This window comes from Blautia sp. 1033sp1_1033st1_G9_1033SCRN_220408 (genome assembly GCF_040929965.1).
GTDB lineage: Bacteria > Bacillota > Clostridia > Lachnospirales > Lachnospiraceae > Blautia_A > Blautia_A ammoniilytica.
The window spans coordinates 112,581-138,235 of sequence record NZ_JBFKZO010000003.1 but is presented as its reverse complement, the minus strand read 5'-3'; the positions used below and the strand labels follow the sequence as shown (position 1 = coordinate 138,235).

The 25,655-nt window shown below is 43.3% G+C and carries 20 protein-coding genes; 16 read left to right on the top strand and 4 right to left on the bottom strand.

Translation table 11 applies throughout. From position 1 onward, the window contains the following. The 4 genes from AB5916_RS03635 (at position 1) to AB5916_RS03620 (ending at position 9,705) form a co-directional block, all read left to right on the top strand. Positions 1-3,855, top strand: a complete 3,855-nt coding sequence (locus AB5916_RS03635) for an Ig-like domain-containing protein (RefSeq protein ID WP_368189287.1) — start codon at positions 1-3, stop codon at positions 3,853-3,855. Between the two features lie 357 nt (positions 3,856-4,212). Beyond that, entirely contained in the window at positions 4,213-4,473 is a 261-nt protein-coding gene (locus AB5916_RS03630; protein WP_368189286.1) for a type II toxin-antitoxin system Phd/YefM family antitoxin, read from the top strand. Continuing rightward, a complete protein-coding gene (locus AB5916_RS03625) occupies positions 4,463-4,777 on the top strand; it encodes a type II toxin-antitoxin system RelE/ParE family toxin (RefSeq protein WP_368189285.1) in 315 nt (104 codons plus the stop codon). Before AB5916_RS03630 ends, AB5916_RS03625 begins: the two co-directional genes overlap by 11 nt. A gap of 404 nt (positions 4,778-5,181) precedes the next feature. Continuing rightward, the gene (locus AB5916_RS03620) at positions 5,182-9,705 is read left to right on the top strand and encodes a fibronectin type III domain-containing protein (protein WP_368189284.1); all 4,524 of its coding nucleotides are present in this window, start codon (positions 5,182-5,184) and stop codon (positions 9,703-9,705) included. Between the two features lie 152 nt (positions 9,706-9,857). On the opposite strand, the gene AB5916_RS03615 is transcribed toward AB5916_RS03620, so the two are convergent. After that, a complete protein-coding gene (locus AB5916_RS03615) occupies positions 9,858-11,255 on the bottom strand; it encodes a sodium-dependent transporter (RefSeq protein ID WP_368189282.1) in 1,398 nt (465 codons plus the stop codon). Between the two features lie 222 nt (positions 11,256-11,477). Between AB5916_RS03615 and AB5916_RS03610 the strand changes: the two genes are divergently transcribed. Beyond that, positions 11,478-12,257: a helix-turn-helix domain-containing protein gene (locus AB5916_RS03610; protein ID WP_368189281.1), complete on the top strand. Its 780-nt coding sequence runs from the start codon at positions 11,478-11,480 to the stop codon at positions 12,255-12,257. Between the two features lie 100 nt (positions 12,258-12,357). Next, entirely contained in the window at positions 12,358-13,608 is a 1,251-nt protein-coding gene (locus tag AB5916_RS03605; RefSeq protein WP_368189280.1) for a DNA polymerase IV, read from the top strand. Between the two features lie 93 nt (positions 13,609-13,701). Here the strand turns inward: AB5916_RS03605 and AB5916_RS03600 are convergent, their stop codons facing one another. Further along, positions 13,702-13,929: an alpha/beta-type small acid-soluble spore protein gene (locus AB5916_RS03600; RefSeq protein ID WP_158420916.1), complete on the bottom strand. Its 228-nt coding sequence runs from the start codon at positions 13,927-13,929 to the stop codon at positions 13,702-13,704. A 172-nt stretch (positions 13,930-14,101) separates the two neighbouring features. Continuing rightward, a complete protein-coding gene (locus tag AB5916_RS03595; protein WP_368189279.1) occupies positions 14,102-14,893 on the bottom strand; it encodes a LytR/AlgR family response regulator transcription factor in 792 nt (263 codons plus the stop codon). Positions 14,894-15,226: 333 nt separating this feature from the next. Between AB5916_RS03595 and AB5916_RS03590 the strand changes: the two genes are divergently transcribed. The 4 genes from AB5916_RS03590 to rlmH all read left to right on the top strand — a co-directional run bounded on the left by AB5916_RS03590 (position 15,227) and on the right by rlmH (position 19,527). Further along, positions 15,227-16,102 (top strand): undecaprenyl-diphosphate phosphatase, encoded by an 876-nt coding sequence (locus tag AB5916_RS03590; RefSeq protein ID WP_368189278.1) that lies wholly within the window; start codon positions 15,227-15,229, stop codon positions 16,100-16,102. A gap of 81 nt (positions 16,103-16,183) precedes the next feature. Then, positions 16,184-18,709, top strand: a complete 2,526-nt coding sequence (locus AB5916_RS03585; protein WP_368189277.1) for a DNA translocase FtsK 4TM domain-containing protein — start codon at positions 16,184-16,186, stop codon at positions 18,707-18,709. A 16-nt stretch (positions 18,710-18,725) separates the two neighbouring features. Beyond that, the gene (locus AB5916_RS03580) at positions 18,726-19,031 is read left to right on the top strand and encodes a Dabb family protein (RefSeq protein ID WP_368189276.1); all 306 of its coding nucleotides are present in this window, start codon (positions 18,726-18,728) and stop codon (positions 19,029-19,031) included. A 16-nt stretch (positions 19,032-19,047) separates the two neighbouring features. Next, the gene (gene rlmH, locus AB5916_RS03575; RefSeq protein ID WP_368189275.1) at positions 19,048-19,527 is read left to right on the top strand and encodes a 23S rRNA (pseudouridine(1915)-N(3))-methyltransferase RlmH; all 480 of its coding nucleotides are present in this window, start codon (positions 19,048-19,050) and stop codon (positions 19,525-19,527) included. A 13-nt stretch (positions 19,528-19,540) separates the two neighbouring features. On the opposite strand, the gene AB5916_RS03570 is transcribed toward rlmH, so the two are convergent. Beyond that, a complete protein-coding gene (locus tag AB5916_RS03570; RefSeq protein ID WP_158420923.1) occupies positions 19,541-20,698 on the bottom strand; it encodes a pyridoxal phosphate-dependent aminotransferase in 1,158 nt (385 codons plus the stop codon). A 209-nt stretch (positions 20,699-20,907) separates the two neighbouring features. On the opposite strand from AB5916_RS03570, the gene AB5916_RS03565 reads away from it, so the two are divergent. The 6 genes from AB5916_RS03565 to ybeY all read left to right on the top strand — a co-directional run bounded on the left by AB5916_RS03565 (position 20,908) and on the right by ybeY (position 25,650). After that, a complete protein-coding gene (locus AB5916_RS03565; protein ID WP_368189273.1) occupies positions 20,908-21,936 on the top strand; it encodes a tRNA dihydrouridine synthase in 1,029 nt (342 codons plus the stop codon). Next, complete coding sequence (locus AB5916_RS03560; RefSeq protein ID WP_158420924.1) at positions 21,927-22,469, top strand: DUF2284 domain-containing protein; 543 nt, start codon at positions 21,927-21,929, stop codon at positions 22,467-22,469. The genes AB5916_RS03565 and AB5916_RS03560 overlap by 10 nt, the downstream gene beginning before the upstream one ends. Before the next feature lie 66 nt (positions 22,470-22,535). Further along, positions 22,536-22,808 carry a YabP/YqfC family sporulation protein gene (locus tag AB5916_RS03555; RefSeq protein WP_368189272.1) on the top strand — a complete coding sequence of 91 codons (273 nt, stop codon included), beginning with the start codon at positions 22,536-22,538 and terminating at the stop codon, positions 22,806-22,808. Positions 22,809-22,870: 62 nt separating this feature from the next. Beyond that, positions 22,871-24,067 (top strand): sporulation protein YqfD, encoded by a 1,197-nt coding sequence (locus AB5916_RS03550; RefSeq protein ID WP_368189271.1) that lies wholly within the window; start codon positions 22,871-22,873, stop codon positions 24,065-24,067. A 64-nt stretch (positions 24,068-24,131) separates the two neighbouring features. Continuing rightward, complete coding sequence (locus tag AB5916_RS03545) at positions 24,132-25,151, top strand: PhoH family protein (RefSeq protein WP_158420927.1); 1,020 nt, start codon at positions 24,132-24,134, stop codon at positions 25,149-25,151. Then, a complete protein-coding gene (ybeY, locus tag AB5916_RS03540; RefSeq protein WP_368189270.1) occupies positions 25,123-25,650 on the top strand; it encodes an rRNA maturation RNase YbeY in 528 nt (175 codons plus the stop codon). The genes AB5916_RS03545 and ybeY overlap by 29 nt, the downstream gene beginning before the upstream one ends. The last annotated feature ends 5 nt before the right edge of the window (positions 25,651-25,655 follow it).

Sequence of the window (25,655 nt, the reverse complement as noted above, 5' to 3'; positions counted from 1 at the left end):
ATGGCTAGAAAAATGAGAAAATGGATGGCTGCTTTGCTGGCATTAACACTTATAACCGGAAGTGCATCGGTGTATGGGGAAGAACAGTTTGTTGATGTGGCAGAGGATATACAAGAGGAATCCCGGCAGGATACAATAGAGCCGGAGGATGTATTTTCTACCGAAGATTTTACTTCAGATGAAAGCGAAGCTTTCGGGAAAGATTCTTCAGAGTTTGCAGATGAAGCGACAGAGCCGGAAGAGGTTTATGATGTAACAGAAGAGGAGTCCTTGTTTGAAGAGGTACAGGATACCAATGTCCAGTCAGAGGAATACCTGACAGGTCTGAAGGTATATGCCGGCAATTCTGAAAATACGCCTTTGGAAATGAACCGCAGGGAGGATCTGGATGAAGAACTTCAGGGAAAGGTTTATACAGTAGAATACAGCTCCAATTATGATTCAGGTTCCTTTTATGTGACTGGAGATCTGTCAGCTGCCGCACCGGAAGAGGCGAAGGCGGTACTTTCTGCATGGACCCTTGACCATACCCAGGAAACAACAGAAATGGATGTTGCTGCTTCTTCAAAAGGACTTCGTTACAGTCTGGGCAGCAGGATCTTTACTTCCGGCGCACAGGGTGGAAAAAGGGCAGTTTATACCATTACAGCAGGAACTGAAGGAGACAGCCAGGTATATAAAATCCTAGTGCTTCGCCGCCTGGATCTTAAGAATATCAGATGCTACAGATCTTCTGACACAGATCTTACAGAAAATTTGGTCCGGAATTTTGATACTACAGGAAAAACCAGAGAATATGAGGCAATTGTTCCTGCCGTTGATACAAGCGTAAAGCTTCTGGCAAATGCTTTCAAAGAGAACTGGTACCAGCTGAAGGTGAATGGAATCACGGTATCCACATCCGATCCAGTAGATGTTCCCCTTGGCACTGAGGAAACAAGGATCCAGCTTTCCATGGAAGTGCAGGATACTTATGAGGATCCGGCTTACCAGGGCAGTACATATACATCACAGGGAAATTATTGTGTGACAGTGTCCAGAAAAGCAGGCACAGATCTTGCCTTTCAGGTCACGCCTTCCCAGGCTGTAGTCAGTGTATATGATGCAGCAGGAAGCCGACAGGTACCAGATTCGGATAATCTGCATTTATTTCATAATATATTAAATGGAGAAGCTTATACATGGACAGTCTCCTGCTATGGTTATGTAGGTGCCCATGGCACATTTACAGGAGGGGAAACAGCCCTGATCCAGGCAGACCTTCAGGAAGCTGCTGCACGCCATACAGAGATCCAAGACAATGACTGGGTTAATTTCAGAAACAGTGATACGAATAATGGTGTTGTGAACTGGGAAACTCCGGAAAACTCTTCAACTGCACTGGAAAAATGGTCCAAAAAACTGGGAGGCAGCTGGGAAGCTTCTGTAACTCCGCCGCTGATCCTTGGAGGTCAGCTGTATGTAGCTTCCGGAAAATATATTTACAGACTGGACAGGAACACAGGGGAGATCCAGGCAACCAGTGATCCGCTATCAGGAAGCATGGTCTATGCTATGATTCCGCTGACTTATGCAGAAGGGATGCTGTTTGCACAGATTGGAGGCGGAAAAATCCAGGCAATCAGTGCCACTACCCTTAAGTCCCTGTGGATCAGTGAATCTATAGGTGGACAGACGATTTCACCTGTTACATATAAAGACGGATATATTTATACAGGTACCTGGGATAATGAAACAACAGCAGGAACTTATTTCTGCCTGTCTGTTACAGATGAGGACCCCACAAGGGGAGATGAGGTGAAATACTGTACCTGGAAATATAATCATAAAGGTGGTTTTTACTGGGCAGGAGCCTATGCATCCAAGGATTATCTTGTGTTTGGGTCAGATGACGGGGCCGAAAACGACTACACCAATACAGCAATTCTGTATTCTGTCAATACCCATACAGGGCTTTTGATAGATCAGAAAACCGGGCTGAATGGAGATATCCGGTCTACCATCGTTTATCAGAACGGGTATGTGTATTTTACCACCAAAGGCGGTTATCTATATAGGATCGCCATGAATCAGAACGGAACCTTCGGTCAGACGGACAGCATCAGTCTTGGGGGGATGGCAACTGCTTCTCCTGTAATTTACAAGGGCAGAATTTATGTGGGCGTATGCGGTACAGGCGGCCAGTTTAATCCGGATGGAGGACACCATTTTGCGGTCCTTACAGAAACATCTTCCGGTCTGTCCCTTGCTTATAATGTTTCCATTCCAGGATACCCTCAGGCTGCCCCCTTGATGTCTACCGCTTACGAGAACCGGGATTATAACGGAGACGGGCTTCCGGACGGCCGGGTGTATCTGTATTTTACTTATAATGCAAAGCCTGGCGGTATTTATATGCTGACAGATGCACCAGGACAGACCTCCGGCACAGCTGCAGAGATTTTCAGACCTGAGAAAGATCAGGCAGAATACTGTATCAGTACCATCTGTGCTGACCGTGATGGAACTCTTTATTTCAAGAATGATTCCAATTATCTGATGGCAGTGGAATGTAACGGAGCATATATTGACAGTGTAACCGCACAATCAGATGCAGGTACGATCAAGTGGAAGGATATGTTCCGGAAAAGTAAAACAGAGCATACTCTGCTGATCGGGGAGGAAACAAAAACTGTAACTTTGCAGTTTAAGGCTTTGGATGGCTGTACCTTGTCCGTGAATGGACAAAATATTACCGGTGCTTATACGGTTGATGTATCTTCAGGACAGGCAGAGGTGCAGGTGCTGGCGCAGTGTCTTGGAAAAAGCAGAAAATACGTATTTCATATTACAAGGGATCAGTCTGTTCCGGCGCTTGGGAATCTGACAGTAAGCACAAGCAATACTTACAGTAATGTTCAGGCACGGCTGGCAATCTCTCCGGCGTTTGACAGAAATACAGCGGAATACCGGGTGCTTTATACCGGAAACCGTGATTTTATCAATATTTTTGCAGAAACAGAAGAATCAGATGCAGAAGTAACGGCAGCAGGGATCCAGGGAACCTTGAAGGTAAGTATTTTTGGCAAAACCACAGGAAGCGGTAATGCCAGCAGGATCGCCATTTATCTGGATAAAAGTCCTGAGATCCAGGAGGCAAAGGTACGGATCACAGTTCGTACCCGTACCGGAAAAACAGGTGATTATATACTGACGGTCCAAAGAAAAGAGATCATTGTTACGCCAACACCTATGCCGGTACCGGATGAACCAGAGATTTTTGGCACCTGGTCAACTCTTTCACCTGCTACGGTGTTTGAACCGGAGGTACAGCAGCGGACAGGCAGCAAGGGTACTGTACAGACCCGTACAGTGGGTGAGAAGCTGTCTCCTACAGGGAAGCTGAATGTAAAGCGCATTCCCCTTAAGATTCGGCAGACTACATCTAAGGTGTCAGTGTCAGGTTTGGCTAACGGGGATTTGGTGAAAACCTGGACCAGTTCTAACAGGAAAATCGTGTCTGTATCGAAAAAAGGTGTGATCAAGGGCTTACGTAAGGGAAAAGCCACTGTAACAGCTGTTCTGGCAAGCGGAAAGAAATTAAGTCTTACTGTAACTGTGCAAGCTAAGACTGTGAAAACCAAAAGTATTACCGGGCTGAAAGGAAAGCTGACTTTGAAAAGAAAAGGAAAGCTGGCGTTGAAGCCTGTGCTTTCACCCATTACTTCCCAGGAAAAGGTTAGTTATATGTCATCCAATTCAAAGATAGTGGCCGTGAATAAGAGAGGGGTGATTACCGGGAAGAAAAAGGGGAGCGCAAAGATTACGGTTAAGTCAGGAAAGAAGAGGAAGGTGATACGGGTGACGGTTCGGTAGGGGATTGTAAAAATCATTTGGAGAATGTTTAAAGCTAAATGGGCTGCATTTGGCGGAAAAGATATGTTTATATATCAGGGCTTCGTTTTCGGATTTCTCCCGGGCATTTATTATCTCTGTCATTTGCCAAACTCACGCCTGCGGCGTTCAGACACGGCAAATTACAGAGAAATTAGCCCAGTCGAAATCTGCGAAAGCCTCGCATGATATATAACCAAGATCTTTTCCACAATGCAGCTCTTTAGGTTCTACATTCTACCAATGAATTTTACAATAAATACAATATTGCTTTTGTGATAAGATTTTGATAAAATTAAGATAACGTCAAGATGATGTAAATGAAGGGAGTGCTTGGATATGATACAAATTCGTCCTGTCTCGGATCTTAGAAACAAGTTTCCGGAGATTGAAACTATCGTAAATAGTGGAGAACCTGTTTATCTGACTAAAAACGGTTATGGTGCTATGGTAGTTTTAAGCTTGCAGGAATACGCAAATTTGACCGATAATATCGAAATGAAGCTTGATGAAGCTGATCGCCAGGCTTCAATGACAGAAGAACGATTATCTCACGAAAGTGTTTTTAAAAATGCAAGGGGTATGATTCATGGGAAATAAGTCCTATAAGCTTCGATATTTGCCAATATTTGAACAAGACTTAAACAATACAGTGAATTATATTGCTAATGTGTTAAAAAATGAGGATGCGGCTCTTCGTTTAATTAATGATGTCGAAGCTGCAATTTTGAAAAGACTGAATAATCCAGTTTCTTTTGAACCATATCATTCAGTAAAACAAAGAGACTATCCTTATTATCGAATTTATGTAAAAAATTATGTTGTCTATTATGTGGTGATTGACGATGTAATGGAAGTTCGACGTTTAATGTATGGAGCAAGGGATATAGATAATCATTTATAGTATGGCAGATAGAAAAGATTCTGAAGATAAAAATGAAAAAGGTAAAATTTGATAATATGTTCTGGAGATATAATTCGATAAATGGTTCACATATTATAATTCGATAATGTGTTCTGGAGGTTGACAGTTATTGGGCAAAATGTTATACTTTTTAAACAATGAATAACCAGGCGTGGTTCAGCCTTTTGGCTGATTTGACGAAATCCGGTGAGAATCCGGAACCAATGCTGTGTAAGGTATGGCGGGTACCTTAAGTCAGCCTCCAACACGTTGTATAGGACAGAGACTCATGTGGACAATGGGGCTCTGTTTTTTGTTGCCATTTATGCTTATGAGAGAGGGACAATGGGAGTATTTCTGGCTGTTCAAACAATAAACCTTGAAAAAGAAAAGGAGAAGGAAACGTGAGAAAAAAAGAACTGTTTAAAAGGTTGACAGCTATATCCATGGCTGCAATGATGACACTCACAATGATGCCGTCGTATGCATTTGCATCTGACAGCGCTTTTTCAGATGGTCAAAAGACCTGGGAAGAAGTATCTGCAGAAGATGCATTTTCTGACGGAGATGTAATTGCGGATGAACCGGAGGAAATCCTGGAAGATTCAGATGATTTCCAGCTGGCTGAGCCGGATGCTGCTTATGATGAGGCAGAGGATGCCAAGGCAGCGGCAGCGTATTTGAAAACTAATTATATTGATGGTACAAATAAAATCACTAGCACAGGTGGTGCAAATGTAGTAAAAAGTGATGATGGATTAAGCTATACTGTTGGACTGACAACTCCCTCTGGATCGAGTATTTCATCTCTGCGATTAAAAACTGAAAGAAGTACCAGCTCATATAGAAGTGGCTGGTATATTAACAGTAAATATGTTAATTGGGGAAGTAAAAAGCCTTCAGCGCCAGGGAGTCTAGGTATTACTCGTCCAACCGCAGAAGAAGGAAACCAGAGTTTTACAGCGACTCTTCGTTTATTTGCAGCAGATACCAGTACAGATGTGATCGATGATGCGACACAGGCAGAAGCAGCAGCTTTGGCTTCACAGGATTTTACGATCACATTAGCGGCAGCGGAGAGAGAGTATTTTCTGTCTGTAAAGGTGCAGAATCCTGCGCAGGAAGAGATTACAGATGCTACTATACAGCTTGAAGTTGTGTCTCCATATGAGAACATTAAAAAAGAACAAGATGGAACTTACAAGGTAAAAAAGGGACAATCATACAAACTGACAGTAGAAAAAGACGGATATAATAAATATACGAATAATATTACTGTTTCAGGCAATGATGTGAACGAAACGATTACTGTTACCTTAGTTCCAATCGTAAATCATAAGATCACATTTAAGATTGTAGATAAGGATACAGGCGAGGTCATTTCTGGTGCAAAGGCTCAGGTAAAACTGGGATATTATGACACTATTAAGGCCAATGAGGACGGCAGTTATACTCTTGTTGAAGGAAAAGAGTATAAATGGTCTGTAGAAAATGTAGAAAACTATAAAAATTCTATTGATAATGTTTTTACTGTAACAAAGGATGAAGAGATCCTTATCCAGCTGACCAAGGAGATTTCTACATATAAAGTTACCTTCCAGCCAACCTATCTGGGACAGGCAGTTGATAATGCCATAGTTAAGGTGACATATGAGGAAGAGGACGAATGGGATGACAGCCCATATTCTGTAACAGTAACACCTACTAATGGCGTCTATAGTCTGAGTAAGGGTGTTGAGTATACCTATACTGTTAAGGCAGATGGCTATAAGGATGCAACAGGTACATATACACCTTCCGGAAATCAGGTGGAGATCGCATATCCGGTTGCAATGCAGAAGGATGTGGTTATTGATCCTGCAGATCAGGCTAAGGTTGACGCAGCAGTTGCCCAGTTTAATAAAGAACTTGGCGCTTTAAGACCTGGCTATGATAAATACAAAAATATTAATGCTTTTGTAGAAGCCAAGCTTGCTTCTTACACCATTGATACAGCTGGCATCAAGGTTGCTGTAAAATCATCAGATAATACAGATGTCATTGGAGTGGATGGTGTGATTCATTATATTGCATCTCAGAAACCGGCATCTAATAATATTAATAGTGTGAGTCTGGATGTTGTGTTTACATTTGAATTGAATGGAGCACATGCAGATACTGATTCTACAAGGGTAACTGTTGGATGGGACAGAGATCACTTCAGCCGTAAGATGGCAGAGGAAAAAGACAGCCTTACCTGGGATATGATCAAGGGCAATAATACTTCTCAGACAGAAGTTGAATCTGATCTTTCTCTTCCGCAGATCATGACAGATGGTGCATTTTATGCATGGTCACAAATTACCTGGACATCTTCTGATCCTACCGTGATCAGTGTGGAAGATGCAACCAGCATTAAAGTAACAGAGCCAGTAAAAGGTGTGATCCATGCTCCTGCAAAGGATACGGAGGTTACACTTACAGCTACTTTTAATGCAAATGATACGATTCTTAATTCTTATTGTGGAGAAACAGTAAATGCTTTTACAAGCTGCACCAAGGATTTTACCGTTACTGTAAAAGGGACAAACATTGCACCTCCTACAGAGGAAGAGCTTCTGGCAATCCTTAATAAGTATTATACAACAGATCAGTTTACAGATTTTATAAATAAAAACGAAGTTGTTGATCTTAACAATTGCCAGGCTGATTTTAGTTTGCCAAGGTACACCAGAATCAAGGATGAAAACGATCATTTAGTATTTAACAATGGTGAAATCACTGTAACCTCCGAAAATGAAGCAGTTACAGTTAATGGTTATCGCACATATGTAGACGGTTTCTATACCAAGGATATTACAGGAGATCTTGTAGTTACATTTACCAGGGAAAATGTAACTGCAGTAAAGAGATTCCCGATGACTGTGAAGCCTCTTGATGCAAGTGTTCTTGTTGATGAGCTTGCAATGATGGAGCAGGCAAAGCTGCATTACTTTGACGGTATTAATGACGGCCGGTATGCGGATAAGGGTTCTATTACTGGAAATCTGCATCCGTTCCAGGAAATGGTTCTGGATGAAAATGGAAATCCAAAATGGATCTACAGTTTTACTGACAGAACAGGAAAAGGCATTATTGCAGATGATTTCTTTGATGATCCATGGATCATGGAGGGCGCTGGATATAATCGTTTCAGATCTACCAACCAGAGGTATATCAATCATGATACATTGAATGTTTATCCTGGTGAGACAGATACAGAGATCACCATTTCGTCTCTGCTCAGCAGTCAGAGGTATGGTGTATTTGCAAAGAAACATCCGGATAATGAGGCATTGCAGAAGCTTTACAGACAGCCTGTTTCAGTTACCGTTACTGTTGTAGGTACCAAATCAGCAGCAGAAGGTCTGGCTGATCTGATCCAGAGCACACAGGAAATACTGGATGCTATGGCAGAAGGGCAGGAGCCTGGACAGTATCCGGCTGGAACAAAGGCAAAGCTTCAGCAGGCTCTGGATACTGCAAAAGCAGCTCAGGTAAAGGAAAATGTAACAGAGGAAGAGCTCCGTCAGGCAATCCGTGAGCTGAAAGCCGCTGCAGCAGAGGCACAGGATGCTCAGAATGTGGTGACAGCAGCAATCACAGTAAGGCTTAATCAGACTCCAAACCAGCCGGGACAGCTTCTGTCCATGACAGTAGCTGCAGATACAGCCAGATCCTATGGCTATGAAAAGCCGGAGGAAATGAAGAATAAAGTGGCTGTTGTGGATGTTCTTTATGCAATCCATAAAGAATTATATGGAACAGATTTTGAGAACGATCCGGGCAGATATCTGGCTGTAAACAATACAGGTAAGATCACTACCATCTTCAAGGCTCAGAATCCAAATGTTTCTTACCTGATCAATGATAAGTATCCTATGGATGCAAGTGGAAATATGACTGCTGCACATAACAGTGTGGTAAATACCGGCGATCAGTTCAGCATCTTTGTATATGCGGATACAACCGGATGGACCGATAAATACCTTTTCTTCCAGGATGTTCCATCCTCTGTAGAGGCTGGAAAAGAATTTGCTGTAACGCTGAAGACCTACGGATATGATTCCAACTGGAATACTGTGGAACTGTTAGTGGCAGGAAGTACACTTACCCTGGAAAACAAAGCAACCGGTGAAAAGACACAGGCTGTAACAGATGAAAACGGATCTGCAGTAATTAAAGCAGAGAAGGCCGGTTCCTACAGATTATACGTATCCAATGCACCATATACCTATTATGCAGTGGCTATGAAAGACATTGAGGTAAAAGCAGCAGAAGTACCTGCAACACCCACAGAGGCACCTAAGCCAACGGTAACACCTGCACCGAATCCAACAGAGGCACCTCAGCCTACAAAGGCACCTGCGAAACGTGGACAGGTACTTGTTGCCAGAGCAAAAGCAGCCAAAACATCTGTGGCACTTAGCTGGACGAAGGTAAATGGCGTTGAGAATTACAAGATTTATGGCGCAAAGAATAACGGTAAGGTAAAACTTCTGAAAACGGTATCCGGAACGACCAGATCCTGGACACAGAAGAAGCTGAAAAAAGGAACAACTTATAAGTATTATGTGGCAGCTTTTGACAGCTATGGAAGAATCACCAAGTCAGCAGTGATCTATACAAACACAACCGGCGGAAAGAAAGCAGACATTAAGAAAGTGACTGTAAACAAGAAGGCCTTTACATTAAAGAAAGGTAAGAAAGCCACCATCAAGGCAAAAGCCATTGCTTCCAAGGGTACATTCAAAAAGTACACCAGCAATATTCGCTATGTTTCTACCAACACTTCTGTTGCAACAGTAAGCAAAAAGGGTGTGATCAAAGCGAAAGCAAAAGGTAAATGCTACGTTTACTGTTATGCACAGAACGGACTTTATAAGAAAGTAAAAGTTACAGTAAAATAAGCTATTCTGATAAAAGTATCAGAACCAGGCCAGAAGCTGTAGCGTTATAAAAACAAAAACGTCACTTCCGGGAAAGAAGTGGCGTTTTTGCTTAGAAGAAGATTTATATTATTTTACAGGAAATCATCCGGCGGCATTTTGAAAATAATCTATTAAAAAAGATTTCCGATGCCGGTAGACACCAGGAAAAGGACCAGCATTACTACAGGTACTACAAAACGGATCATAAAGCTGTACAGGCGGGCACGACCAAAATGTTCCCCGTTTCGTTCCACCTCGCTGATAATATATTTAGGACCGATCACCCAGCCCACCAGAATACTGGTAAGGAAGGAGATAAACGGCATCAGGAAGCTGTTGCTAATATAATCCATTACATCCAGCAGCTGTGCAGTGGCACCATTTGGAAGAGGCAGTTCAAAGTACAGTGCATTATATCCAAGACAGATCAGCACAGCTGTAATAAGAGAATAGATCCCGATCATGCTGCACATCTGTTTACGGGTTTTATGGAAGATCTCCATGCAGTTAGCAACCAGGGTTTCCATAACGGATACGCAGGAAGTAAGTGCAGCAAAGCCCATCATTAAGAAGAAAGCAATGGCTGTTATTTTTCCTACAGGCCCCATAGCTTCAAAAACCTTAGGCAAAGAAATAAAGATCAGGCTTGGGCCGGAAGCCATTCCATCGGTGCCCAGGAAGACAAATACTGCAGGGATGATCATCATACCAGCCAGGAAAGCCACACCTGTGTCAAATATTTCAATCTGGTTAATGGATTTATTCAGATTTACATCATCTTTTACATAGGAGCCGTAAGTGACCATGATACCCATGGAAACACTTAAAGAAAAGAATAACTGGCTCATAGCATCCAGAAGGATTTCAAGGAAGCGCTTTACAGTCAGACCGGAAAAATCAGGATACAGGTATACCCATAATCCCTGAAGGCCTGTACGTACTGTGCCGTCTGTATCTTTTTTGGAAAGGGTCAGGGAAAAAATGGCAATGGCAAGGATCAAAATGATCAGTCCAGGCATGATGAAGCGGGAGAATTTTTCGATTCCCTTTTCTACGCCGCGATATACGATCCAGGCGGTTAGTGCCAGAAATATAAGCATAAAAACAATAGGTGAAACCTTGGATGTAATAAATGATGTAAAATAGCTGTCCCTAGAAAGGGCAGATCCATCGGAAATAATATATTCACAGAAATACTTGGTGATCCAGCCACCGATCACAGAGTAATAAGTCATGATCAAAGCAGGTACAAGGAATGTAAGATATCCAAGGAATCTCCACTTAGGATGCAAAGTGCCAAATGCCTTCAGGGCATTTTGTTTAGTTTTTCTTCCGATGGCAATGTCTGTGGTAAGCAGCACAAAGCCAAAGGTAAGCACCAGGACAAGATAGATGATCAGGAAAAGTCCGCCCCCATCTTTAGCACAAAGATAGGGAAAACGCCAGATATTTCCTACGCCTACTGCACTTCCCGCAGCTGCCAGGACAAAGCCGATAGAATTACTGAAGTTACTCTTTTTCTCTTTCATTGATATTACCTCAATTCATATTCTTTTGTTAAACGACTGATTTTTGACAGACATTTATAATATTTAACTTTTATTTTAATATACAAGGAATAAAATGCAAACGTAGTGAATTTCTTGTAAAGAAACTTTTTTGTAAAAAGTTTCTTGAAACATTACATTTTGGCTGGATATATGATATAATGGTGGTGTTTGGAAAGCAGAAAGTGTTTTCTGGATATTTTTGTGAAACAATGTGGATGGGAAGGATACAAGATGGTAAGTGACATAAACAGACATGTGGGACAGAGAATGCGAAAATACAGGCTTGCAGCAGGGATGACATTGCAGACGCTTTCTGAGGAGATTCATAAAAGCAGGGCCACTGTATGTAAATATGAGAATGGGGAAATATCTATTGATATTGCCACCATGTATGAGATCTGCCAGGCACTGCAGATTTCGGTTGGGAAGCTGACTGGCTTTGACGACTTTTCTGTAAGTGTCAGGGAAAAGGAACTGACTTCTTCTTTTCAGGTACGGAAAAGTCCTTTTTTTCAGGCGGACAGGTTGTATTTTTATTTTTACGATGGACGTTATAACCGTATGAAGGATGGGATCATTGATATCCACCAAAGCGAGGAGCTGACAGGAAGCTGTCCGGCTACCTTTTCTATCTGCTCAGTGACCGGTAATGGGAGAAGCAGCGAGATCTACTATACCGGTAACGTGCTTTACAGTGATATGCTGATCCGTTTCTCCTTTGTAAACCAGTGTAATCCACTGGAGGAAGATCTCTTGTATATTTTTAATCCATTGGAATTTCGTACTTTGACAGACGGGCTGTTATGCGGGATTTCCAGTGCGGACCTTATGCCATGTGCTTTTAAGTGCCTGGTTTCCCTGGAGCAGATGGAACTTACAGAGGAATTGCGTCAAAGACTGTTATTTACAAAAGAAGATATCCGGCGCTGGAAAAAACTGAATATGCTGCTTATTGATAACCGAAGTGAAACATGGATATAAAGGATATAAATGGGAAAATGAAAATAAGATCATTGAATCTTTTTAACATGAAACGGAAGGATCCTTTCATAAGATCCTGGTATATGTTGGAGAATAGACTATGGAACAGGAGCGATTGATTTTTCATGTGGATGTAAATAGTGCTTTTCTTTCCTGGGAAGCAGTACGCCGGGTAAAAGAAGGGCTTCCGGATCTGAGGGAGATCCCTTCTGCGATTGGCGGAGATCCCAGGACCCGGACAGGGATTGTGGTAGCCAAATCAATTCCTGCCAAAAAATATGGGGTACGTACAGGGGAGCCTGTAGGGATGGCTCTCAAAAAATGTCCTGAGCTGGTAGTTGTGCCTGGAGATTTTGGCCTGTTTTTAAGGTGCTCCAGGGCCTTTAAGGAAATCTGTGCATCTTATGCACCGGTAATGGAATCCTTTTCCATTGATGAGGTTTTCCTGGATATGACAGGTACATCCCTGCTTTATCCGGATCCTGTAGCCCTGGCCTGTGAGATCAAGGACAAGATCCACAGAGAACTGGGGTTTACTGTAAATATAGGGATTTCCGTAAACAAGCTTCTGGCTAAGATGGCTTCTGATTTTGAAAAACCGGATAAAGTCCACACTTTATTTCCGGAGGAAATCCCCACAAAGATGTGGCCTCTTCCTGTGGGGGAGCTTCTTTTCCTTGGAAAAGCATCCCGGCGGAAACTGGAGGAGGCTGGGATCCACACCATCGGTGATCTGGCACATGAAGATGAATCCCATATACAGATGCTTTTGGGAACAAAGAACGGACATCAGCTGTATCAGTATTCCTGTGGGAGGGATGACTCTCCTGTTCGGGCAGAAGCAGAAGAAAGCAAAGGGCTTAGCGTGGAGACCACATTTAATGAGGATCTTGTTTCGAAGGAGCAGGTCTTTCAGGTGCTTTTGGCCCAGTGTGACATACTTGCAGCCAGACTTCGGAAAAAAGAAAAGAAATGCAGCTGTATTGCGGTTTCTTTCCGTACATTGGATTTTAAAAACCGTTCTCATCAGATGACCATTGAAAGTGCAACAGATATTACGGATGAGATTTTCAAATATGCACAGAAGCTTTTTCTGGATTTCTGGAAGGGGCAGCCTTTACGTCTGGTGGGGGTTTCCCTGACAGGACTTAACGATGGGATGTATGAGCAGATGAGCATGTTTGAAGATACCAGGGACAAAGAGAAAAGACGGAAGCTGGATGCTGCCCTGGACTCCATACGTTTGAAATATGGCAATGACAAAGTGACCAGAGCCAGTATTATGAACAGCAGCGGCAGGATCGGAAGAAAAGCAAAAGCAGAGAACGGATTAGATAAGCATCACACATGAAAGTTGGGGCCGGATTGGCCCCAACAGTTTGGAAATTCTTCGCATTTTTGAATTTGTGTTCTATGCCAGATACACGCTGCCGTTGCCTGTTCTTTAGTAAGACTGGCCGCCCTGGCTTCCGGACATCTGTCTTTCCTGGGACTCGATCATTTTTTTGACCATATAGCCTCCAACTGAACCGTTCTGTTTGGAAGTCAGGTTTCCGTTATATCCATCTGTAAGGGGGACACCCAGTTCATTTGCAACTTCAAATTTGAAACGGTCTAAAGCACTTTTGGCTTCTGGTACAACTGCTTTGTTAGAAGAAGTAGAATTTGTCATTTGATTTTCCTCCTTGGTTGTTTTGTTTGATGTTACATTGCTAGTATGTGCTGACCCAAGGAAAATACACTGGAAATTCCTGCTTTTTTTCAGGTTAAAAAATCCCAGATGTCAAATACAGGATAAAAGATTTCAGATTAAAAATCTTAGATAAAAGATCTCAGATAAAAAATCAGTCAGCAGTTTTTGTAAGATCGGCTTTGACTGCTGTATATTTTTTTTCGGGGATCGGAAGAGTGGTGCCGTCTGTCATAGTGACCTGAAATCTTATAATCTCACGTACATGCTTCGGATTGATCAAATAACATTTGTGAATCTGATAGAACAGCTCACTGAACTGGTTTTTAATGGAAAGCAGATTGTCAATAGATTCAAAATCACCGTCCAGGGTATGGATCAGGGTATGGGAGCCAAGGCTTTCCACATAAAGGATCCTGGGCCATTGCAGATATAAAAGGGATTTGTTTACGCTTTTAATGATTAGTCTTTCAGAACGGGCTTCACCGGCCATGGTATAATGTTTATAGTGCTCATAATTTTCATCATAATGGACAGGGTAGATATTGTCACGCTCATCATAGGTGATGGCATTGGAAATGTGGCAAAGTTTGATCTGTGGCCGCCCGTTTTCTTCTACAAAGGTAAGCTGTATTCTTTGGTTTACCCGGCTTACGCTTTTATCCGGCCAGATGGTATCCACCAGGAAAAACAGAAGTATCTCACAGGTCTTGGCACTTCCGGCGGAAATAGGTGTAACTGTAAGATTGTTAATAATGAATTTAAGGTTGTGATGTTCATTTCTGAAGGCTTCAATCAGCGCTGCTTTAGTGCGGATGATCTGTTTTTCGGCAGGACCGATCCACAATACATCTTTGTGGCAGGATTCCAGAAAGAGCCGGATATCGTTATTATAATAATTGGTTAGTATAGTTGCTGCAAATTTTGCGGTTTCCTGTATATTCATACCCATCCTCCTGTATTTTATAATCTGCCATACATAAGATACCAGGGCAGGATTGTGGGAGCGCATAGCACGAAGCAATCCATAGGTATCATAATTGGTAGCTTTGAATCCATATCTGGATTTGGGTGTTTAACACACTTATGATAGTACCATAAATATGAATATACAGGCAAGAAATATCCGTGCAAAAATTGGAAAAAATCACCTAAAATCTGTACAAGTATGCTAAAAAAATGTGAAGAATCAAAACAGAAACAGTTGTTCGAGAAAAGTTGTAACTTTTAGATTCTTGTGCTATAATGAACAAAACTATTGAGAAAAGGAAAGTATAGCATGTCACCATTATTAGCAATTCTGTTAGGAATTATACAGGGGATCACCGAATTTCTCCCGGTAAGCAGCTTTGGCCATTTGGCTACAGTAGAGAAGCTTTTCGGCGCAGAGAGACAGGCGGGTGTTCTTTTTGAAGTGATGTTGCACACAGGTACGCTTGCAGCCATATTTATTGTTTTCTGGTCAGATCTTAAAAGGATAGGAGAAGAGCTTCTTGGCATGGCCATGGATCTTGCAGGTAATCTTAACCTGTATATACATAACAGAAGGACAGGAGAGCATCTGCATTATGCAAAGATCGTATATGGCACATACCGTAAGTTTGCAGCACTGATCCTTGTATCATCTGTTCCTACAGCGGTTCTTGGTTATACCTGCCGCAGACTGGCTGCAAAGGCGGCTGTTTCACCACTGCTTCCGGGGATCTGTTTTTTGATCACAGGGATTTTCCTGCTGGTAACAGATCTGGGTCAGGCAGGCATGAACAAGACCCCCAAGGAAGCCGGGTACGACAGTGCCATGTGGATGGGGATCTGCCAGGGACTGAGTGTATTTCCAGGGATTTCCAGAGAAGGTATGACCATCTGTGCAGGACTTCTTTGCGGGCTGAGCCGTAAGTTCGCTGTGAAATATTCCTTTATTATGAGCGTTCCGGCAGTGGCAGGTGCTCTGGTCCTGGAGCTTGGTCAGTTTGCATCACCTGGAATGACAGTAGGACTTGGTTTTACCTATATTCTTGGGATGCTGGCTGCAGCTGTGACTGGATTTTTTACCATCCGGTTTCTGCTTGTTATCCTTCAGAAGACAAAGCTGCGTTATTTTGCATTTTACTGCTTCCTGGCAGGGATTATTGCACTGGTAATTAATTACAGGTAGAGAATTCAGCAAGAACGTAGCATGTATTTTGAATAATTAATTTAGTAAAGTAAAGTAAAGTAAAGGGGAGTTTGTTCACTGATGGCAGGTTCTAAGACATCCAAAAGACGTACATCCGGGCGTACAGCCAGTTCAAAAAAGAAAAAGAAGCAGGCAGCAGCCAATGGATTTCAAAATGATATTATCCTTCTGGTGATCCTGGCTGCGTCCATTATCCTTCTTGTAAGCGATTTTGGTCTTGGAGGCATTGTAGGCAATGGAATCAGCAGCTTCTTTTTTGGCATTATGGGAGTTCTGGCTTATGCATTTCCTGTAGTATTTTTCATTGGAGCAGCCTTCCTGCTTTCCAACAAAACCAGCCCGCTTGCCCGGAAAAAGGTAGCTGCAGCAGCTGTCTTTTTTCTTGGATTATGCGGATTTGTGCAGCTGATCACAGAGGGATATATCAGCGGGACCACACTGGAGGATTATTACAGGGAGTGTTCTGCATACCATACCGGAGGAGGCCTTATCGGTGGTGCGATCTGTATTTCCACCACTTCTGCATTTGGTACGGTAGGCGGCTGTGTGATCATCGTTATGGTGCTGATGGTATGCCTGGTGCTGATCACCCAGAAGTCCTTTTTCGGATTTGTTTTCCGTGAGTTTGACCGTTTGATGCTTTTGATCAAAGGCGGCAAGGACAGCTATTTGGACGGCCGTCCTGACCGTGAAAAGGCCAGGGAGCTTCGTGCAAGGGCAAAAGCACAGGCTAAGCAGGAAAAGCGTGCACAGAAAGTCCGCAGGCTGGAAGAGGCGATAGAGTCAGAGGAACAGGAAGAAAGAAGAAATGGTGCTGCTTCCAGGCATCATGAAAAGCGAAATGACAGACCTGGCCCCAATACCTTTGTTGTAGAGGCACCGGAGCGTGACCAGGGACAGCTGGAGTTTTCCATACACCGGGCTGAGCCTGTTCAGATACAGGAAGACAGCAGTGATAATATAAGACCTGAGGCTTTGGCGGAGGAAGCCCAGGCTTTGCCGGAAGAGAAGGCCGCAAGGCAGCCCTCTAAGAACCCTAAATCCTCCAGGAAAGAGATTGAGAATGGGATTCGCAATATCCAGCATGAGATCAACAGCAAAGAAGGGGAAGTTAAGAAGGAATATCAGTTTCCGCCAATGACTCTGTTAAAGAAGGGCAGTGGCAAATCCCAGGGGGATTCGGATGCCCATCTGCGAAAAACAGCCCAGAAGCTGCAGGAAACCCTTCGCAATTTTGGAGTGAATGTAACGATCACAAATGTAAGCTGCGGTCCTACTGTTACCAGATACGAGTTATCACCGGATCAGGGGGTGAAGGTGAGCAAGATCGTAGGACTTGCAGATGATATCAAGCTGAATCTTGCTGCTTCCGATGTAAGGATCGAGGCACCGATCCCAGGTAAGGCAGCAGTAGGAATCGAAGTGCCTAACAAAGAGAACAGTCCGGTTATGTTAAGGGATCTTCTTCAGTCACCGGAGTTTCAGAATGCAAGATCAAAGCTTTCCTTTGCTGCAGGTAAGGATATTGCAGGCAAGCCGGTAGTAACAGATATTGCCAAGATGCCCCATCTGCTGATCGCAGGAGCTACAGGATCAGGTAAGTCTGTTTGTATCAATACACTGATCATGAGTATCCTTTACAAGGCAAAGCCTGAAGAAGTAAAGATGATCATGATCGATCCAAAGGTGGTGGAGTTAAGTGTATATAACGGGATCCCTCATTTGTTTATTCCTGTGGTAACAGATCCTAAGAAAGCAGCAGGCGCCCTGAACTGGGCGGTATCAGAAATGACTACCAGATACAACACCTTTGCAGAGTATGGAGTACGTAATCTGGAAGAATATAACCGTAAAGTGGATTCTATGCCTGCGTCTCAAGACGAGGCAGCACCTGAGAAAATGCCTCAGATCATTATTATTGTAGACGAGCTTGCAGATCTTATGATGGTGGCACCTGGAGAAGTGGAGGATGCCATTTGCAGGCTGGCACAGTTGGCCCGTGCAGCAGGGATCCATCTGATCATAGCTACACAGCGTCCATCTGTAAATGTTATTACAGGCCTGATCAAGGCAAATATGCCTTCAAGGATCGCTTTTTCCGTTTCCTCTGGTGTGGATTCCAGGACGATCCTTGACATGAACGGAGCTGAGAAGCTGCTTGGAAAAGGAGATATGCTTTTTTATCCACAGGGCTATCAGAAGCCTGCCAGACTGCAGGGAGCTTTTGTTTCAGATGAAGAGGTGAGCGCAGTGGTGAATTTCCTATCTGACAAGAATCCTGCAGTTACCTACAGTTCCCAGATCCAGCAGCAGGTTGATACACCGGTGATGCCTGGTGCAGCGGCTGACCGGGATGACAGAGATATATATTTTGAAGAAGCTGGTAAATTGATCATCGAAAAAGAAAGAGCGTCCATTGGTATGCTCCAGCGGATGTTTAAGATCGGGTTTAACCGGGCGGCAAGGATCATGGATCAGCTTACAGACGCCGGAGTAGTAGGTCCTGAAGAGGGTACTAAACCCAGGAAGGTACTTATGAGTAAAGAAGAATTTCAGTCTTATATAGACGGAAGCTCACAACAATAAAAGGAGGATTTTACAAATGGTAAAGCATATTGTAATGTGGAATTTCAAAGAAGATGTTCCGGAAGGTGAGAAAAAGGCTATCAAAGAGAAAGCCAAAAAAGAACTGGAAGCACTGGTAGGTGTTGTACCTGGTCTGATCAGCGCATTTGTGATCACAGAGCCGCTCGCTTCCAGCAGTCATGATTTCTGTCTTGTTACAGAATTGGAGACACCGGAAGCATTAGCTGCTTATGCAGTGAATCCAAATCATCAGAATGTAGCAAATACATACGTCCGTCCATATACCTGTAATCGTGCAGCTATGGATTATATGATGGACTAATAGAAGTAATATAAAAATGGAAATTCGTATTTTATCAGTAGGGAAAATAAAAGAAAAATATTTGAATGATGGGATCGGGGAGTATACGAAAAGGCTTGGCAGATACTGCAAGCTTAAATTTATCCAGGTACCGGACGAAAAGACCCCAGATAAGGCCTCAGAGGCTTTAAATACCCAGATCAGGGAAATAGAAGGGGAGCGGCTCCAGAAGCACATCCGGGAGCAGGATTATGTGATCGCATTGGCTATTAACGGGAAAATGCTTGATTCTGTCCAGCTGTCAGAGAAGATCGCAGCCTTAGGCGTACAGGGAACCAGCTCCATCACATTTGTGATCGGCGGATCCTTAGGCCTTTCGGATCAGATCCTTAGGAGGGCAAATTACAGTCTTAGCTTTTCGCCAATGACCTTTCCACATCAGTTAATGCAAATGATCCTGTTGGAGCAGATCTACCGCTCCTTCAGGATCATCAATCATGAGCCATATCATAAATAAATGGAAATCGTTATCAGATCCCGCTGATGCGGATCGCCTCAACAGCTTCACGGATCTTCTCAGGCGGGAGTACTAATGCAAAACGTACATAACCTTCTCCGTGAGGTCCGAAGCTGGATCCTGGTGTTACGATCACCCCTGCTTTTTCCATAAGCTCCATACAAAATGCCATACTGTCCATACGGCCGCCGGGGATCCTTGCCCACACAAACATGGTACCTTTGCCATTAGGCATTTCCCAGCCAATTTCGTGAAGACCATTACAAAGGGCGTCACGCCGTTCCTGATACATACGACATTGCTCCGTTACATTGTCCAGAGGGCCGGTAAGCGCTGCGATAGCAGCCTTTTGCAATGGCAGGAACATACCGAAATCAATCTGGCTGCGAAGTTTTCGAAGGGCAGCAATCACTTGTGGATTGCCAATCAGGAAACTAAGTCTTGCGCCTGTTACATTAAAGGATTTGGAAAGACTGAAAAATTCAACACCTACTTCTTTTGCGCCTGGTGTAGCTAGGAAGCTTCCGCCGTATACACCATCAAAAATAATATCACTATAGGCATTGTCATGTATGATCAAAATATTGTATTTCTTTGCAAAGGCTACGATCTCTTCATATAAGCCGGGGGTTGCGATACTGCCTACCGGGTTTGAAGGAAGAGAAACCACCATATATTTTGCTTTCTGTGCAATATTTTCAGGAATTCCATTTACATAAGGCAGGAAATCATGCTCTGCTACCAGCGGATAGTAGTAAGGAGTTGCACCGCCAAGCTTGCTGCCAGCTGCAAAAACCGGATAGCAGGGATCTGGCAGGAGTACAATGTCTCCTTCGTCACAAAGAGCCATACCCAGGTGTCCCATACCTTCCTGGCTGCCATATACAGACATTACCATATCCGGGGTAATACTTACCTGAAAACGTTTCTGATAATAAGCACAGACAGCATCAAGAAGTTCCGGCAGATCCCGCAGGCTGTACCGCCAGCTGGAGTCCTCCTTTGCTGCTTCTATCAGTGCTTCTTTGATATAATCCGGTGTATGGAAATCAGGCGTTCCAACACTCATATTATAAATTTTCTTACCCTGCTGTTCAAGCTGGATCCTTTTGTTGTTCAGGGCAGCAAAAATCTCATCCCCGAATAGTTCCAATCGTTTGGAAAACTGCATCTTAAGTTCCTTCTTTCCTAAAATATTGGGTCGGGCTTTATTTTATCATCCTGTTTTTTATCTGACAAGAGAAAATGATTCAGATTCTGGCTCTTATTTGCATCTGCCGTTCTCATTTACCAAGGAAAAAATAGGGATTGTTTCAAAACATAAATGTATGTATAATTAAGAAAATATTTTAGGGTGGCGAAAGGAGAACAAAAAGAGCAGTGAAAGATTATATGGCACCTATGGAGGGGATCACCAACCATGTTTACCGCAGTGCTTACCATCGGTATTACCATCCTATGGATAAATATTTTACCCCTTTCCTGTCAGCCAAGCCGGATAAGAAATTAAGTTTTAAGGAAATCTGTGAGGTTTCTCCTGAAACAAATGAAGGGCTTCATGTAGTTCCTCAGATTCTGGCAAATAATGCAGATGATTTCATAAATACAGCCAGGATCCTGCGGGATAAATACGGACATAAAGAGATCAATCTGAACCTGGGATGCCCTTCCGGTACTGTAACAGCAAAAGGAAAGGGGGCTGGCTTCCTGGCCTTTCCCCTGAAGCTGGATCGTTTTCTGGAAAAGATCTATGAAGGTCTGCCGGACATGGATATTTCCATAAAAACAAGGGTTGGCTTTGATGAGGAAGAAGAGTGGGATGCACTTTTTTCCATATATGAGAAGTATCCGGTAAAGGAACTGATCATCCATCCAAGGATCCGTCAGGATTTTTATAAGAATCAGCCAAGACTTCAGGCTTACCAAAAAGCATATGAGAAAAGGACGCTTCCGCTTTGTTATAATGGAGATCTTTTTACCAGGGAAGATTATGTACAGATATCTGGGCAATTTCCGGATACAGAATGTTATATGTATGGACGGGGGCTGATCACAGATCCGGGGCTTGTAAGTCAGATCAGGGAGGGAAGCCATCCGGATAAGGACCGGCTTTCTGCCTTTCATGAGGAGGTTTATATCCGTTATCAAAAGCTTCTTTCCGGAGAGAAAAATGTGCTTTTCCGAATGAAAGAGCTATGGTCTTATATGGGACTGTCTTTTACAAATTATGAAAAATATCTGAAGAAGATCCGTAAAGCCCAGCATTTTAAGGAATATCAGGCTGCTGTTTCCAGCCTTTTTGCAGAACAGGAGCTGATATTTGGCAGTAAGGATGACACATCCGGTGAAAATGCAGCAGGAGAGAATACTTCAGGAAAGAATATACCAGGAGAGAACACATGGAACTAGATACAGCCAGATTGGAGAATTTTATTGCAGATTATCCTATATATGAGTATCGTATCCTGGACGCCGGGGCCATTGCCATTGAAGAACGGGTTCGGGTGATCTGCAGACAGGAATGTGAAAGATATGGAACTACCTGGGCGTGCCCGCCTGGCGTAGGAAGCCTGAAAGAATGTGGAGATAAGATCCACAGCTTTTCCAAGGGGATTTTCTTTTCTAGTGTGGCAGAGGTATCGGATCTCATGAATATGGAGGAGATGCTTTCAACCCGCCATGCCCATGAGGATCTTACCGGACAGGTTGGAGAATTTCTGAAAAAGGAAGGCTTTCAGATCTATATTCTTTCTACAGAATCCTGTGATATCTGTCCTAAATGCGCCTACAAAGAAGGCAAACCCTGCCGGTATCCGGATCGGATGCATCCCTGCCTTGAGAGCCACGGAGTGGTAGTTAGTGATATTGTGGAAGAACAGGGCATGGAATACAATCTTGGCGGGAATACTATCTTATGGTTTTCACTGATCCTGATCCGCTGATGGCTTTACCTGTATATTTTGAAAAACAGATGCATACAATGTTGAAAAAGCCGGGAATGAAATGCCATGGAAAAAAGGCTGAACTGGAAGGATAATCTGGTAAAAGCTGCCGGGATCCCAGAGGATCTGGCTTATGGCCAGCCTGTGGTTACAGTGACAGGGCATAGGCGGGCTGTGATTCAGAACTATCGTGGTATTCTTTTATATACCAGTGAAAAGCTGGTGTTACGAACATCCCATGGTAAAGTAACGGTCTGTGGCAAAGATCTTCAGATCTTATCCTATTGTGGAGATGAAATGGAGATCACAGGATGGATCGGTGATATCCACCTGGGATAACTGGCTAGCAATGAGAAAGGTGCAGCTGTAAAGGGAGTATACAGCTGCGAAAGGGTTCAGATATGATGAATCTGTGGAAGGGCTTTGTATGGATCCGTATCTGTGGCGGTGAGCAGGAACGCTTCCTCAATCTTTGCAGGGCAAAAGGTATCATCCTGGAAAAGCTTTTCTTTACCCAGGGTGAGCTTTGGGCAACTGTTTCTACCAAGGATTTTTTCAGACTTTCCCATGTACGGAGAAAAGCAAAAGTACATATTCATATATTAAAAAAACAGGGAATGCCCTTCTTTTTTCTCAGACTGAAAAAAAGAAAGGCGTTTTTTCTTGGAATCCTTTTATGTATCAGTATACTGATTTTCTTCTCTGGCCATATATGGAATATCCATATAGAAGGGAATGTTAAGAACAGTTCCGGGCAGATCCTGGATTTTCTTGCAAAACAGAATGTTTATCATGGAATGAGTATCCGTCAGGTAGACTGCAGTTTTCTTGCGGGGCAGATCCGAAAAGAATTTACAAATATGATATGGGTTGCTGTCCGCAGGGAAGGTACGCAGCTGCTGATTTCTGTAAAAGAGGGCATTTCCAAGGAAGAACCGGAGAAGGAACAGATACCATACAGCCTTGCCTCAGGCCTGGACGGTGAAATCGTAAGAATGATCACAAGAGCAGGGACTCCCTTGGTGAAGACTGGGGATATATGTGAAAAAGGGCAGCTCCTGGTGCAAGGACAGGTGGAGCTTGTAAATGACAGCCAGGAAATTACAGGATATGACTACGTCTGTGCGGATGCGGATATTTTTGTCCGACATGAGATCTCCTATTATGATCAGTTTTCCATGAAAAATAAGCAGGCAGTTTACACAGGAGAAAGGAAAAAAGGATTTTTCATAAAAGCAGGTCCTTTTTTCTGGATGTGGGGCACCAGTCAGAAGCAGGACAGCAGCAGATTTACAGAAGAACAAAAGATCTGTCTTACCGAGAATTTTGTGTTGCCCATCTCTTACGGCTTTGCAATAGATGAGAAATATCGGATCCAGACAAGGATCCTTACAGACAAGGAAGCCAGGAAAAAGGCAGTTCTTCATATACAGCAGTTTGAAAAAAAACTTCTTAAAAAGGATATTGAAGTGATGGAAAACAAGGTGAAAATTAAAACAGACCAGGAAAACTGTACAGCCAGCGGTAACCTTGTGGTGATAGAAAAAACAGGAATCCGGGTTCCTGTAGAAAAAAGGGGTTCCAATATCCTGAAATAGTGTTAAAATGTAAGCAGTGCCTGCTTGCTGGGCGCAATGGAATATACGAGAAAGGACAGCACAGATGGCAAGCAATATTATTGAATTACACACCCAGATACCGGCAGACCTGGAGGGCAATGTATTTGGACAGTTTGACGGGCATCTGAAGCAGATAGAGAGGACACTGAATGTAACTCTGATCTCAAGGGACGGTTTTCTGAAGATCATTGGAGCAGAAGGCTGTGCCGCACAGGCCAAGCAGCTGATTGAAGAGCTTGTGACCCTTGCCAAAAGAGGCAATGTGATCACAGACCAGAATGTAAATTATGCGCTTTCCCTGGCTCTTGAGAAAAGAAATGAAGTGATTACGGAGATTGATAAGGACTTTATCTGTAATACCATACAAGGGCGTCCCATCAAGCCTAAAACCCTGGGACAGAAGGAATATGTGGATCAGATCCGCAAGAAAATGATCGTATTCGGTGTGGGTCCGGCAGGTACAGGTAAGACCTATCTTGCTATGGCCATGGCAGTTACTGCCTTCCGCAATGAAGAGGTAAGCAGGATCATTCTTACCCGTCCTGCCATCGAAGCAGGAGAAAAGCTGGGATTTCTGCCTGGCGACCTGCAAAGTAAGGTAGATCCTTACTTAAGACCACTTTACGATGCATTGTATCAGATCATGGGGGCTGACAGCTTTGCAAAGAATATGGAGAGAGGTCTGATCGAGGTGGCACCCCTTGCGTATATGAGGGGACGTACCCTGGATAATGCTTTTATTATCCTGGATGAAGCACAGAATACCACGCCTGCCCAGATGAAAATGTTCCTTACACGTATTGGATTTGGTTCCAAGGTGATCGTTACAGGAGATGCATCCCAGAAGGATCTTCCAAGAGATGCGGTTTCCGGTCTGGATGTGGCTATGAAGGTGCTGAAGAAGATCGACGATATCGGTTTCTGTGAACTTACCAGCAAGGATGTGGTTCGCCATCCACTGGTTCAGCAGATCGTTCAGGCTTATGAGAATTATGAAAAAAGACAGCCAAAGCAGGATAAAGGATCTAAATACGATGGAAGACGGAGACATGGAGGACAATAAAATGGTATCTGTACAATATGAATGTGAAACAGACATTTCTCTGGAACTGGACTGTGAAGCTCTTGCAAAGAAAGTGGCACAGTCTGTACTGGAACTGGAGAACTGCCCTTATGATAGTCAGGTGAATCTTGTTCTTACAGATAATTCGGGGATCCATGAAGTGAACCGGCAGTTCCGTGGGATCGATGCACCTACAGATGTGCTTTCTTTTCCTATGATTCCATTTGAAACGCCTGCAGATTATCAGATCCTGGATCAGGATGAATCCTTTTTTGATCTTGATACAGAGGAGCTTCTTCTTGGAGATATTATGATCTCTGCAGAAAGAGTGATCAGTCAGGCTGAGGATTATGGACATAGTATCAAAAGAGAATTCTGTTTTCTGGTAGCTCACAGCATGCTCCATCTTCTGGGATATGATCACATGGTTCCGGAGGAAGCTGCCATTATGGAGCAGAAGCAGGAAGAAGCACTTGAGAAACTTGGGATTACACGTTAAGTCTG

Coding starts and splice junctions, on each gene's coding strand:
- AB5916_RS03615 (WP_368189282.1), bottom strand. CDS start 11,255: ATGAAAGAGAAAAAGAGTAACTTCAGTAATTCTATCGGCTTTGTCCTG.
- AB5916_RS03560 (WP_158420924.1), top strand. CDS start 21,927: ATGGAACTAGATACAGCCAGATTGGAGAATTTTATTGCAGATTATCCT.
- AB5916_RS03600 (WP_158420916.1), bottom strand. CDS start 13,929: ATGACAAATTCTACTTCTTCTAACAAAGCAGTTGTACCAGAAGCCAAA.
- AB5916_RS03625 (WP_368189285.1), top strand. CDS start 4,463: ATGGGAAATAAGTCCTATAAGCTTCGATATTTGCCAATATTTGAACAA.
- AB5916_RS03585 (WP_368189277.1), top strand. CDS start 16,184: ATGGCAGGTTCTAAGACATCCAAAAGACGTACATCCGGGCGTACAGCC.
- AB5916_RS03550 (WP_368189271.1), top strand. CDS start 22,871: ATGATGAATCTGTGGAAGGGCTTTGTATGGATCCGTATCTGTGGCGGT.
- AB5916_RS03605 (WP_368189280.1), top strand. CDS start 12,358: ATGGAACAGGAGCGATTGATTTTTCATGTGGATGTAAATAGTGCTTTT.
- AB5916_RS03635 (WP_368189287.1), top strand. CDS start 1: ATGGCTAGAAAAATGAGAAAATGGATGGCTGCTTTGCTGGCATTAACA.
- AB5916_RS03630 (WP_368189286.1), top strand. CDS start 4,213: ATGATACAAATTCGTCCTGTCTCGGATCTTAGAAACAAGTTTCCGGAG.
- AB5916_RS03580 (WP_368189276.1), top strand. CDS start 18,726: ATGGTAAAGCATATTGTAATGTGGAATTTCAAAGAAGATGTTCCGGAA.
- ybeY (WP_368189270.1), top strand. CDS start 25,123: ATGGAAGACGGAGACATGGAGGACAATAAAATGGTATCTGTACAATAT.
- AB5916_RS03590 (WP_368189278.1), top strand. CDS start 15,227: ATGTCACCATTATTAGCAATTCTGTTAGGAATTATACAGGGGATCACC.
- AB5916_RS03595 (WP_368189279.1), bottom strand. CDS start 14,893: ATGAATATACAGGAAACCGCAAAATTTGCAGCAACTATACTAACCAAT.
- rlmH (WP_368189275.1), top strand. CDS start 19,048: ATGGAAATTCGTATTTTATCAGTAGGGAAAATAAAAGAAAAATATTTG.
- AB5916_RS03555 (WP_368189272.1), top strand. CDS start 22,536: ATGGAAAAAAGGCTGAACTGGAAGGATAATCTGGTAAAAGCTGCCGGG.
- AB5916_RS03570 (WP_158420923.1), bottom strand. CDS start 20,698: ATGCAGTTTTCCAAACGATTGGAACTATTCGGGGATGAGATTTTTGCT.
- AB5916_RS03545 (WP_158420927.1), top strand. CDS start 24,132: ATGGCAAGCAATATTATTGAATTACACACCCAGATACCGGCAGACCTG.